Source organism: Geodermatophilus sp. YIM 151500 (genome assembly GCF_025716945.1).
In the GTDB taxonomy this organism is placed as follows: Bacteria; Actinomycetota; Actinomycetes; order Mycobacteriales; family Geodermatophilaceae; genus YIM-151500.
Genome location: NZ_JAOVZT010000001.1, coordinates 532,341 through 543,690, shown reverse-complemented (window position 1 = coordinate 543,690; position 11,350 = coordinate 532,341). Strand labels below are relative to the sequence as shown.

The window sequence follows — 11,350 nt, the reverse complement described above, 5'->3', positions numbered from 1 at the left end:
TCGATCTCGGCGACGTCGACCGGACGCTCGCGACGCTCGCCGCCGAGGGGTCGGTCGCCCGGTTGAAGGGCGCGGTCCGGCACTACCTCGCGCGCCTCGACACCGATGGTCCCGAACCCGACCCGACCGAATGCCGCGCGTTGTCCATCGCCCCCTACGGCGACGGCATGGTGCTGATCCGCGGCCAGCTCGACGCCATCGGCGGGGAGAAGCTCATGGCCGCGATCGAGTCGATCGTGCAGGCCAACCGACCCAAGGGCGACGGGCGCACCCGGGCGCGCAGCTCGCCGACGCGCTGGTGCAGCTGGCCGACAACCAGCTGGCGTCCGGCGACCTGCCCATCCTGCGCACCGTCAAGCCCACCATCGTCGTCACCGTGCCGGCGGTCGACTTCTTCGACGCGACGACCGGGCCGGGCGCCGCGACGACGGCCTTCGGCAGCCCGCTCTCCGCCGCAGGTGCGCGCAGCCTCGCGTGCGACGGCAGCGTCATCCGCGTCCTCCTCGACCCCGACGGGCTCCCGCTGGACGTCGGGCGCACCATGCGGGTCGTCCCGCCGCACATCCGCAAGGCGGTCGAGCTGCGCGACCGGGCCTGCGTGTTCGCCGGCTGCGCGGCGCCCAAGCACTGGTGCGACGTCCACCACCTGATCGAATGGGTGCTCGGAGGCGTGACCAGCGTCGGGAACTCGGCGCTGCTCTGCGAGCGTCACCACACCAAGGTCCACCACGGCTTCCGGGTCCAGCGAGATCCCGGCGGCCGATGGCGCACCTACCGGCCCGACGGCACCGAGATCACGATCAGCCCACCGCTGCTCGTCTGACCTCCGCCGTTCGGCGCCCTCCCCCCGGTCAGACCACCGGCCGACGAGCCCGCTCCCCGGAGGCCGGGATCCCCGCCTGCCAGCGGCCGCGGCTGCCTGCGTCCGCACGAGCCGTGGTCCGCGGCTGCGCATGCCTGCGTCCGCGCCCGTAGGCGGCCGCGCGAGCCTGCCGGGTGGCCGGCGGTCCGCAGGTAGCGCAGGGCAGCGGTCCCTCGGCGCACGACCAGGATCGCCTCACTGACCTCGTCGAGGACGTCGACGGCGCTGTGGGATGCGCTGCCTCGTCCACAGCGCACGCGGAGCGCTATCCGCGGTCGGGCGACTCGTCGTCCGCATCCGTGTCCTCCTGCCGAGCGGCCAGGGCCTCGTCCTCGTCCAGCATGCCCATCCGCGCGAGCAGAGCCTCGGGGCCCTGCAGCCGGGGAGTCCGGATCGCCTCCTGGTACTCCGTCTCCCACTCGTCGACGGCGTCCAGCGTCTCGGTGGTCAGTTCCTCGCGAATGCCGCGCTCGTCATGGCTGTAGCGGATCAGCGCCCGCAACAACTCCGGGGCCCGCTCCAGCCGCGACACCTCCGCGATGATCTTTCTCGGGATCCAGTCGGCCAGGAGGATCTCGACGTTGACCGGGCTCCAGCGCAGCGGGTCGCCGGGGCCGTAGTCCGTGCCGAACCAAAGAAGGTCGTCGAGCAGCTCCCGCAGGTCGTCGTCCACGGTCAGGTCCGCCGCGAACGGCGAGGCGAGGAACCGGGCGGCCAACTCCTGCCGCTGCTCCGGCGTCGATTCCGGACGCGAGTAGCCCGTGCCGCCCTCCGGCAGGAGGCCCACCATCCACTCGATGAGCGGGCGGCTGCTCGGCCACGTGTCGCTCTCCAGCGGCGGGTAGACGTGCGCCCCGTGGTCGATCGCCTCGGTCAGCCGGGCCCGCGCGTCGGCCGGGTCGAGCTCGCGCACGGTGGTGTCGGCGTCGAACTCGTCGCGCAGGACGTCCACCACGGCGTCCGGCCCGGCCGGCAGCACGAAGGCGTCCTTCACGACCGTGCCCAGGTTGTGGTCGACGTAGACGGACGCGGTCAGCGGGCGGCCGTCGGGCAGCTCGACGCCGAGCAGGAACTGGTCGCCGTCGCCCAGCACGTGCTCGACGGTGAGCACCCGGGCAGGCCGCGAGGTCGCCAGCTGCACCAGCCAGCGGGGGAGGACGTCCCCGCGATCGGCCACCTCGCGGCGCACCCGCCGGCGGAGCTCGTCGTCCCGTGCCAGCGTCGCTACGGCGGTCAGCAGGGCCGACGTCTCGGGGATGGGCGCGGCGAACAGGTTGGCCAGCAGGGTGTCCATCGACTCGTCCGGTGTCCGGCCCTGCCGGAGCAGGTCGTTGCGCGGGTCGAGGAAGTGCAGCGCGGTGCTGGCGAGGCCGAGGAGCGGCAGCGGCTCGTCGGCGTCCAGGGCTGCCTCGATCGAGGTGAGCAGGCCGTCGGCCGACGACTCCCGAGCCCGGCGCTGCTGCGGACGGCGACCGCGGCCGGCCCGGCGCGGACCCTTGCCCGCGCCGCCCCTGCGCTTCGCCCGCTTCGCCATCCACCGCAGGCTAGTGCGCCTCACCCGTCGCCGGTCCGGGACCTCCGTACCTGGTGGATGGCGCACACTGCCGCCAGCCTCGGGCGATGGACGTCTCCACCCCGGTGGTCCCGCTCGACGCGGCCTTCTTCGCCGATCCGCACGAGCTCTACGCGCGGCTGCGCGTCGAGCAGCCGGTGGCCCGCGCGGTCACCCCGGTCGGCCTGCCGGTCTGGCTGGTGACCCGCTACGACGACGTCCGGCAGCTGCTCACCGACCCCCGGCTGGCGAAGGACGCGGACGGGTTCGCGCAGGCGCTGGAACGCCAGCCGGTGCCGCCCGAGGCCCGCGCCGTGTTCGCCCAGGAGCTCACCCGGCACATGCTCAGCTCCGACCCGCCCGACCACACCCGCCTGCGCAAGCTGGTCGGCCGGGCCTTCACCGTCCGGGCCATCGCCGCCCTGCGGCCGCGGATCGAGGAGATCGCCGCCGGCCTCGCCGACCGGATGGCCGCCGGGCCGGCCGAGGTCGACCTGCTCGACACCTTCGCCTTCCCGCTGCCGATGGCCGTGATCTGCGAGCTGCTCGGCGTGCCCGAGGGCGAGCGGACGTCGTTCCGCCGCTGGTCCAACACGCTGCTCGCCTCGGACGGCACCGCCGCCGACCGCACCGCCGCCGGGCTGGCGATCGCCGACTACCTCTCAACCCTCGTCGCGCAGAAGCGGGCCCGGCCGGCCGACGACATGCTCTCGGCGATCGTGGCCGCCTCCGAGGACGCCGACCGGCTGTCGGCCGACGAGACCGTCGCGATGGCGTTCCTGCTGCTGGTGGCCGGCCACGAGACCACGGTCAACCTCATCGGCAACGGCGTCCTGGCGCTGCTGCGCCGTCCCGACCGACTCGCGGAGCTGCGCGCCGACCCCACGCTGGTCCCCGCCGCGGTCGAGGAGTTCCTGCGTCTGGACGGGCCGGTCAACCTGGCCACGTTCCGGCACACCACCGAGCCGGTCGAGGTCGGCGGCAGCACCATCCCGGCGGGCGAGGTGGTGCTGGTGTCCCTGGCGTCGGCGAACCGCGACCCGGACCGCTACCCCGCGCCCGACGAGCTGGACCTGCACCGCGACGCCGGCCACCTGGCCTTCGGGCACGGCATCCACCACTGCCTGGGCGCTCCGCTGGCCCGGCTCGAGGGCGAGGTCGCGTTCCGGACGCTGCTCGGCCGCTTCCCCGACCTGGCCCTCGCCGCGGACCCCGACGGGCTGACCTGGCGCCGGAGCATCCTCATGCGCGGCCTCACCCACCTACCGGTCAGGCTCCGCTGACACGGGGGACGGCGCGGTCTACTCCGAGGGCCCCGACGGGTAGTAGGTGTCCATGGACCCAGTCTCGTTCGGCAAGGCCGGCCTCCAAGGGTGGCGAGCGAAGGTCGGAGATGCCGTCGCCGGGCCGATCGCCAGGCACTCAGGTATGACCGACGACCAGGTGCGAGCTGCGGTGGGCGCGCTGTTCTTCGTGCTTTCGGTCATCTACGTGTTCGGCACGGTGAGACGTCTCGCACGAGGCGGCTGACCGCCAGCCGATCGCGCGACGTCCCAGGCCGTCCGGGAGGCTGGTGCCGTGCCGAGACGCAGCGCCGGGATCCTGCTCCACCGGATCGGTCCCGCCGGCCACCCCGAGGTGCTGATCGGGCACATGGGCGGGCCGTTCTGGGCCCGCAAGGACGCCGGCGCCTGGACGATCCCGAAAGGCGAGCACGGCCCCGACGAGGACCCGCTCGCCGTCGCCCGTCGCGAGTTCGAGGAGGAGCTCGGCTCACCCGTCCCGGCCGCCGAGCTGGTGCCGCTCGGAGAGGTGCGGCAGAGCAGCGGCAAGGTGCTCACCGTCTGGGCCGCCGAGGGCGACCTCGACGCCGCCACGACGTCCAGCAACACCTTCGAGCTGGAATGGCCGCCCCGGTCGGGCCGCATCCAACAGTTCCCCGAGGTCGACCGCGCCGCCTGGCTCCCGGTCGACGAGGCCCGCGGCAAGCTCGTCGCGGGACAGGTCCCGTTGCTCGACCGCCTCCTCGAGCACCTGGCGGCCGTCCGCGCGTCCGAGGACACGAGCTGACCGGCGTCGTCGAGCCCGGGCGGCGTGCCACCCTGGCGGCGTGGTCGACGACCTCATCGTGGCGCGCAACCCCGACCCCGACTCGCGGCTGCCCTACCTGGTCCGCGTGCCGCTCGGCCCGACCGGCGTCGTGCTCAAGGCCAGGGAGCCGTGGCCACGCGCGAGCAAGGTCTACTGCCACCGCGCCGAGGGCTGGCCGGACGACGCGGAAATCCTCGAGCGGCACACCGTCCGGTCCTGCTCCCGCCGTGGCCCGGCGATCGACCTCGTGCTGACCCGCGCCCGCGAGAACCGCTCCCAGCTCGTCATCACCCGCGCCCGCGGCCGGGAGGTCATCTTCTGGCAGTCGCCCCGGACGGCGAAGCAGGCCCGCCCCGGCGTCCACCTGCCCACCGCCCGCGCGCACGGCCAGGTGCTCGACATCCTCGTCGACACCGGCGAGCGCTACCCCTACGCGTTCGGCTCCCAGCAGGCCACGACGAGGCGCCAGCGGCTGGCCGCGGGCGACTACGCGGTCGAGCTCGGCGGACGGGTGGTCGCCGCCGTCGAGCGCAAGACCCTCGAGGACCTCGCCGGCAGCCTCCTCTCCGGCAAGCTGACCTACGCGCTGGCCGACCTCACCGCGCTCCCGCGGGCCGCCGTCGTCGTCGAGGACCGCTACAGCCGACTCTTCAAGCTGCCGCACGAGCCCGGCGCGCGCCTCGCCGAGGTGCTGGCCGAGGCGCAGGCCCGCTTCCCGGCCGTGCCGATCGTCTTCTGCGAGAGCCGGCCGCTCGCCCAGGAGTGGACCTACCGCTGGCTCGGGGCCTGTCTCGCCGAGGTGGGCGCGGCCCGGTCCACCGAAGACCTCGAAGCGTCCTTCGCGCCCGGCGGGGCGGTGCCCGACGCACCGGCGTCGCCGGCCGAGGTCCGCGCGTGGGCCCGGGCCCAGGGCATCGAGGTCAGCGACCGCGGTCGCATCCCGGCCGAACTGCTGCGCCGATTCCACGACGAGTCGGCCTGAAGCGACAGCCCGACTCAGCACGCCGTCGGTCTCGGCCGTCCCCCTCGCCGGTATCCACCAACCTCCTGGACCGACCCGGCGGAGCCGCCGCTGAGGAGGGAGCTCCGCTGTAGTAAACCGTGGCGGTGCATCGCATCGCCGTCCTCGACGACTACCAGCAGATCGCCACCACCTTCGCGGACTGGTCGCAGGTCCCCGACGCCGAGGTCGTCGTCTTCGCCGACCACGTGCACGACGAGGACGCCCTCGCCGCCCGGCTGGCCCCGTTCGACATCGTCGTCGCGATGCGCGAGCGCACGCCCTTCCCGCGCTCCCTGCTCGAGCGCCTGCCGAACCTGCGCCTGCTGGTCAGCACCGGCGTCCGCAACAAGTCCGTCGACGTAGCCGCCGCGAACGAACGCGGCGTCACCGTCTGCGGCACCGGCAACCTCGCGACCCCGGCCGTCGAGCTCACCTGGGGGCTGGTCCTCGCCGCCGTCCGCAACATCCCGCAGGAGGACGCCGCGGTGCGCGCCGGCGGGTGGCAGCACACGGTCGGCGGCGACCTCGACGGCGCCACGCTGGGCGTCATCGGACTGGGCCGGCTCGGCGAGCGCGTGGCCCGCATCGGCCAGGCGTTCGGCATGGAGGTCGTCGCCTGGAGCCAGAACCTCACCGACGAGCGCGCCGCGGAGGTCGGCGTCCGCCGCGTGGGCAAGGACGAGCTGTTCCGGACGGCGGACGTCGTCACCGTCCACGTCGTCCTCTCCGACCGCACCCGCGGGCTCGTCGGGCGCGACGAGCTGGCGCTGATGAAGCCCACCGCGGTGCTGGTCAACACCTCGCGCGGCCCGATCGTCGACGAGCGGGCGCTGGTCGACGCGATCCGCGAGAACCGCATCGCCAGCGCCGGCCTCGACGTGTTCGACGTGGAGCCGCTGCCGGTCGAGCACCCGCTCCGCGAACTGCGCCGCGTCGTGCTCACCCCGCACATCGGCTTCGGCACGCGCGGCAGCTACGCGATCTACCACGGCGAGGCCGTGGAGGACGTCCTCGCGTTCCTGGCCGGCGCGCCGGTCCGGGTGATGTCGCCGGCCTGACCGGCCGGACCACCGCGCCGGACGGAGCAGTTCTCCTTGCGTGCCGGCTCCGCGCGTCGGGACCCTCCGCCCGTCCACGGGGTCCGAGGGGAGAGCGGCATGAAGTACGTCGTCACCTGGCGGGAGCGACCGACGGGGTCGGCAGCGGAGTACGAGGCGGCGCAGAAGCGCATCCTCGGCGTGTTCGCGGTGTGGGAGATGCCGAAGAGCCTGGTCTTCCACCAGTTCGTCGTCCGCGTCGGCGAGTTCGGCGGCTACGCCGTCATCGAGACCGACGAGCCGGCCGACCTGCACTACCTCACCACCGTCTACGCGCCGTTCGCCTTCACGGTGGAGCCGGTGCTCGACGTCATGGACGCCGTCGCCGCCGAGACGCGCGGCATCGAATGGCGGGACTCGCTGCGCAGCGGATAGCGCTCACAGCCACGCCTCGATCTCGTCGAGCTGCTCGTGGGTGAGCCCGGCGTACAGGTTCGGGGCCACGACGAGGACGTGCGGGTTCGCGGCCAGCCAGTCCCCGGTGTCGGCGGCCTGCTCGGCCAGGTCGTCGTCGATCCACACGATGCGCCGGTCGGGCTCGGCCTCGGCGACCGCGCGGGCGGCGGCCAGCTTCCACCACCCCGACGCGCCGCCCAGCCGGCCGAGGAACCCGGTCGGCGCGGCTCCCTGCCGCGCGTGCACCTTCAGCCCGCGCGGCAGCCCCATCGGCTCGGCCAGCAGCCGGTCGGCGTTCTCCGCCCAGGTGGTGAGCCACTGGATCTCGACCCGGCCGGACTCGTGCAGCTCCCGCAGCCGGGCGGTGACCGACGGGTCCCAGGAGAGCAGGAAGCCGTTGAAGATCCCGCGTTCCCAGCCCTCCGGCAGGTCGAGGCTGGCCGCGTTCAGCACGCCGTCGACGTCCAGCAGCAGGATCGGGACGTCGCTGCTCGGCGTCATGCGGAGCTCCTCGGAGTGGCGGGCCGGACGACGTCCGAGACTGCCACCGCGTGCGCGTCCTGGACCGGACGGCGGGCGTCGGCTTCGTGCCGACGCGTGGAGTCCATGCCGTCGCCTGCCGGGCTGCTGCTGGTCAACGCCCGGCGCCGGCCCCGTACGTCGAGCGGCCTCCCGCGTGTGGCCGCAGCCCTCCGCAGCTGGTTGGAGACCAACGCGAACCGGGAGGCCGCGGACTGGGCAGAGCCCGGCCTGGTCGAGTGGTTGTGAGCCGGCACGGAGGTCCTGCGACGCGCTGACGTCCCCGCGGTCACGGTGGCGGCTGGGCGCCGACCACGCCGGCCACCACCGCGGCCGCCGCGTGACCGGCGCGGACGGCGTCGAGCACCGACGACCCGGAGCGCCACCCGGCCAGCACACCGGCGGCGAAGGCGTCGCCGCAGCCGGTGGTGTCGCGCAGCAGGCCCTCCGGCAGCGGATCCACCGGCACCTCGGCCACGCCCGCCCGCGACAGCACCCGGGTCGGCTCCGCGCCGGCGTGCACCAGCAGCAGCTCCGGCGCCCACCCGGGCAGGTCACCGTCGAGCCCCAGGGCCGCGGCCTCGGCCGCGTTGCAGAACAGGACGTCGGGCCGCAGCCCGGCGAGCAGCTCGACGTACGCCTCCGCGTCGTGGTCGCGGATCCGGGAGGCCGCGGCCACGTCGACGCCGACCGGCACGCCGGCGCGGTGCGCGACGGACGCCGCCGCCCAGACCGCCTCGGGGAACCGGCCGGGCAGCAGGTCGTAGCCGTCCAGGTGCACGACGGCGGCCCCGGCAAGCCACGAGCGGCGGACGTCGGCCGGCTCGAGCCCGCCCTCGCCGCGGTCGGTGAGCAGCGTCCGCTCGCCGTCCGGGTGCACCAGCACCGTCGACAGCGGCGTCCGGCCGCGGCGCACCACCGCCGTCTCCACCCCGCGCCCGGCCAGCGCGGCCAGCAGCCCGTCGGCGAGCGGGTCCGCGCCGGCCCAGCCGGCCAGCCGCGCCGGCACGCCCAGCCGCGCCAGGTTCGCCGTCACGTTGGCCGGCGCGCCACCCGCCGTCGTCGTCCGCACGACGCGCTGCTGCCCGCCCACCACCAGCGGCGCGGACAGCTCCAGCAGCGAGTCGGCCACGAGCTTGCCCAGCGCCACCACCGGCCCCCGGCCGGCGGGGCGCGGCCAGCCGGGCAGCGGCTCGGGCGCCACGGGGACAGGGTGCCCGGACCGCCGAGATGGTGCCGACCGATGAGTCCGAGCACGGCGACCGGTCGGTACCGGCGTGGAGACCAAGACTCTCGACCTGACGCGCGCCACGACGGAGGTCGCCCGCGTGGTGGCCGGCGTGCGGGACGACCAGCTCACCGCGCCGACGCCGGACGAGGGGACGTCGGTGGCCGGGCTGCTCGAGCACCTCGTCGGCCTGACCCTGGCCTTCCGGCTCGCCGCGGAGAAGCAGCCGGCGCCCGGCGGGGCGTCGTTCTCCGCCGAGGACCTCGCCCCGGACTGGCGGGAGCGGCTGCCCGCCCAGCTCGACGCGCTCGCGGAGGCGTGGCGCGACCCGGCGGCGTGGGAGGGCACGACCGAGGCCGGCGGCGTGCGCATGCCGGCCGGCGCGATGGGCGTCGTGGCCCTCGACGAGGTCGTCGTCCACGGCTGGGACCTCGCCGTCGCCACCGGACAGCCCTACTCGGTCGACCCGGCCGACGCCCGGGTCTGCCTCGACTTCGCGAGCGACTTCGGCCGCGGCGACCCGGAGGCCCGCAGGGGAATGTACGGGCCCGTCGTCCCCGTGCCGGACGACGCACCGGTGCTCGACCGGCTGCTCGGGCAGACCGGTCGCGACCCGGCCTGGACCCCGCCGGCGTGACAGGGTCGGTCAGGCGGTGCCCTGTGCCGCGACGAGCTCGGCGACCTCGTCCGGCCGCGCCGAGCAGTCGTCGTCCGAGGGCGGCTGGTCGGCCGCGAGGCCGGGGATGCCGGCGTCCTCCACCGGCTGGAAACCCCGCTCCGCCAGGTGCCGGGGCACCCGGTTCTGGGCGTTGATCACGTGCGACCGCGACAGCCAGCCCAGGCCGTCGTCGACCTCGAAGTCCAGCCCGCCGCCGGGTGCCCGCTGCACGTGGCCGGGGGAGGGGAGCAGCCCCACCAGCTGCACCGCCTGCTCGGGCAGCAGGGTCGAGGGCGGGGTGTCGAAGTAGTACCAGCTGGCCGCGCAGATGCCGTACAGGTTGGGTCCGAGCTGCGCGTAGTTGACGTACAGCTCCAGCACCCGGCGGTCGTCGAGCATGGCGGCGACCTCCACCGACAGGCCGGCCTCGACGGCCTTGCGCCAGGCGCTCATCTCGGAGTTGAGGAACAGGTTCTTGGCCAGCTGCTGCGGGATGGTCGAACCGTGCGGGTCCTCCTGGCCGGCCAGGTGCGCCGTGGCGCGGTCACGCAGCTGCTCCCACTCGAAGGCGCCCTCGCGGTAGGGCATCTGCTGGTCCTCGTGCGCGATCACCGCGGCGAGGAAGTTGCGCGACACGTGCTCGACGGCGACGAACTCGTACACCGCGCCGGCCGGGTTGGCCCACATGAACGCCGTCGTCGGCGGGGTGATCCAGCGCAGGGACAGCACGACCAGCGCCTGCACCACCAGGACGAGGACGAGGAGCTTGGCGACCCGGCGGAGCAGCCCCCGGCGCCGCCGGCGGCGCGGCGGCCGCTCCTCGACGTCGATCCCGCGCCCGCGCCGGCCGAACCGGCGGTGCCGGCGCTCCTCCGGCTCCGGGTACGCGGGCGGCTGCCCGGCACCCGGCGGGTACGGCGGCCCGGGTGGATACGGCTCGCCCGCCGGGCCGGCCGGCGGGAAGACCCGGGTGGGCGGGTCGGACGGCGGCCCGTACCCGTACGGACCGGTCGACCGTCCCGGCGGTACGTGCGTCACCCCGTGCCCCTCCCGCCGACGCCGCGAAGGGTCATCGTAGGTCGGCGACCGGCCGGACCGGCCGTGTCACCGCCGCGGAGGAACGGCGCGGCGAGGGTGCCCCGACCCCCCGAGCGGTCGGGGCACCCCGCGGCGGATCAGCCGACGATGCGGCGGGCGTGGTTGAAGCCGGGGACGCTGTCGACGCTGGTGATGTGCACGGACTTGCCGGCGGACGGCGAGTGCACCATCTGGCCGTTGCCGATGTACATGCCGACGTGCCCGATCGGGCTGTAGAAGAAGACCAGGTCGCCGGGCAGCAGGTCCCGCTTGGCCACGTCGCGGCCGATGGTGCCCTGGATCCGCGACGAGTGCGGCAGCCCAACGCCGGCGGTGCCGTAGGCGAACTGGGTCAGGCCCGAGCAGTCGAAGGAGTTCGGGCCGCCGCCGCCCCACACGTACGGGTCGCCCTGCTGGGCGAGCGCCGTCTGGACGGCGACCTGCGCCTGGTGGGTGGGGGCCCACGGCAGCTCGGCGGACGGCGCGGTGGCCTGGGCGAGCGGAGCCGCCTGCGCGGGCATCGGGGCGAGGGCGATGCCGGTGCCGGCGGCCAGCGCGAGCGCGGCGCGGCGCGCGAAGCGGGCGGTGCGACGAGCAGGGGTGGTACGGGGGGTCGTCAAGACGACGGGTTCTCCTGTTCTCCACGGCCGCCTACCGAGTTAGCTGACGGGTTCGGGCGGGGGAGTCGCCCGGCGCGCCCGTGTGCGGGCGCGCTTCACCCCAGTGCTGCGGTTGGGTCCCCGGTCCGGGCGGACGTCGTCGTCGCCCCGGTTCGGCGGGTCCGGCGGGTGCCACCACGGTTCGGCGGCGAGGACCCCGGCACGGACGGCGACGACCGTAGGGGGTGGAGCGATGAGGTTGCGAGCG

At 75.0% G+C, this 11,350-nt stretch carries 13 protein-coding genes and 1 riboswitch; of the genes, 8 read left to right on the top strand and 5 right to left on the bottom strand.

Translation table 11 applies throughout. From position 1 onward, the window contains the following. Positions 1–298: 298 nt before the first annotated feature. Positions 299–823: an HNH endonuclease signature motif containing protein gene (locus OF117_RS02495; RefSeq protein ID WP_263551208.1), complete on the top strand. Its 525-nt coding sequence runs from the start codon at positions 299–301 to the stop codon at positions 821–823. A 304-nt stretch (positions 824–1,127) separates the two neighbouring features. On the opposite strand, the gene OF117_RS02490 is transcribed toward OF117_RS02495, so the two are convergent. Continuing rightward, the gene (locus OF117_RS02490; RefSeq protein WP_263551207.1) at positions 1,128–2,396 is read right to left on the bottom strand and encodes a hypothetical protein; all 1,269 of its coding nucleotides are present in this window, start codon (positions 2,394–2,396) and stop codon (positions 1,128–1,130) included. Positions 2,397–2,482: 86 nt separating this feature from the next. Between OF117_RS02490 and OF117_RS02485 the strand changes: the two genes are divergently transcribed. The 5 genes from OF117_RS02485 to OF117_RS02465 all read left to right on the top strand — a co-directional run bounded on the left by OF117_RS02485 (position 2,483) and on the right by OF117_RS02465 (position 6,980). Beyond that, positions 2,483–3,697: a cytochrome P450 family protein gene (locus tag OF117_RS02485; RefSeq protein WP_263551206.1), complete on the top strand. Its 1,215-nt coding sequence runs from the start codon at positions 2,483–2,485 to the stop codon at positions 3,695–3,697. 295 nt (positions 3,698–3,992) lie between these two features. Then, positions 3,993–4,484: an NUDIX domain-containing protein gene (locus tag OF117_RS02480; RefSeq protein ID WP_263551205.1), complete on the top strand. Its 492-nt coding sequence runs from the start codon at positions 3,993–3,995 to the stop codon at positions 4,482–4,484. Positions 4,485–4,524: 40 nt separating this feature from the next. Then, on the top strand, positions 4,525–5,487 hold the full coding sequence (locus tag OF117_RS02475) for a histone-like nucleoid-structuring protein Lsr2 (RefSeq protein WP_263551204.1): 963 nt from the start codon (positions 4,525–4,527) through the stop codon (positions 5,485–5,487). A 119-nt stretch (positions 5,488–5,606) separates the two neighbouring features. Next, entirely contained in the window at positions 5,607–6,566 is a 960-nt protein-coding gene (locus OF117_RS02470; protein WP_263551203.1) for a D-2-hydroxyacid dehydrogenase family protein, read from the top strand. A 99-nt stretch (positions 6,567–6,665) separates the two neighbouring features. After that, positions 6,666–6,980: a DUF3303 domain-containing protein gene (locus OF117_RS02465; RefSeq protein WP_263551202.1), complete on the top strand. Its 315-nt coding sequence runs from the start codon at positions 6,666–6,668 to the stop codon at positions 6,978–6,980. 3 nt (positions 6,981–6,983) lie between these two features. Here the strand turns inward: OF117_RS02465 and OF117_RS02460 are convergent, their stop codons facing one another. Beyond that, positions 6,984–7,502: an HAD domain-containing protein gene (locus tag OF117_RS02460; protein ID WP_263551201.1), complete on the bottom strand. Its 519-nt coding sequence runs from the start codon at positions 7,500–7,502 to the stop codon at positions 6,984–6,986. A 105-nt stretch (positions 7,503–7,607) separates the two neighbouring features. Between OF117_RS02460 and OF117_RS02455 the strand changes: the two genes are divergently transcribed. Continuing rightward, positions 7,608–7,769: a hypothetical protein gene (locus OF117_RS02455; RefSeq protein ID WP_263551200.1), complete on the top strand. Its 162-nt coding sequence runs from the start codon at positions 7,608–7,610 to the stop codon at positions 7,767–7,769. A gap of 40 nt (positions 7,770–7,809) precedes the next feature. On the opposite strand, the gene OF117_RS02450 is transcribed toward OF117_RS02455, so the two are convergent. Then, positions 7,810–8,724: a carbohydrate kinase family protein gene (locus tag OF117_RS02450; RefSeq protein ID WP_263551199.1), complete on the bottom strand. Its 915-nt coding sequence runs from the start codon at positions 8,722–8,724 to the stop codon at positions 7,810–7,812. A gap of 73 nt (positions 8,725–8,797) precedes the next feature. Here OF117_RS02450 and OF117_RS02445 point away from each other — a divergent pair, with 73 nt between their 5' ends. After that, positions 8,798–9,385 carry a TIGR03086 family metal-binding protein gene (locus tag OF117_RS02445; protein WP_263551198.1) on the top strand — a complete coding sequence of 196 codons (588 nt, stop codon included), beginning with the start codon at positions 8,798–8,800 and terminating at the stop codon, positions 9,383–9,385. Between the two features lie 9 nt (positions 9,386–9,394). Here the strand turns inward: OF117_RS02445 and OF117_RS02440 are convergent, their stop codons facing one another. Continuing rightward, positions 9,395–10,444 (bottom strand): transglycosylase domain-containing protein, encoded by a 1,050-nt coding sequence (locus tag OF117_RS02440; protein ID WP_263551197.1) that lies wholly within the window; start codon positions 10,442–10,444, stop codon positions 9,395–9,397. Positions 10,445–10,581: 137 nt separating this feature from the next. Next, positions 10,582–11,103 (bottom strand): C40 family peptidase, encoded by a 522-nt coding sequence (locus OF117_RS02435; RefSeq protein ID WP_263551196.1) that lies wholly within the window; start codon positions 11,101–11,103, stop codon positions 10,582–10,584. A 12-nt stretch (positions 11,104–11,115) separates the two neighbouring features. Beyond that, a riboswitch (cyclic di-AMP (ydaO/yuaA leader) is annotated at positions 11,116–11,271 on the bottom strand. Positions 11,272–11,350 lie beyond the last annotated feature (79 nt).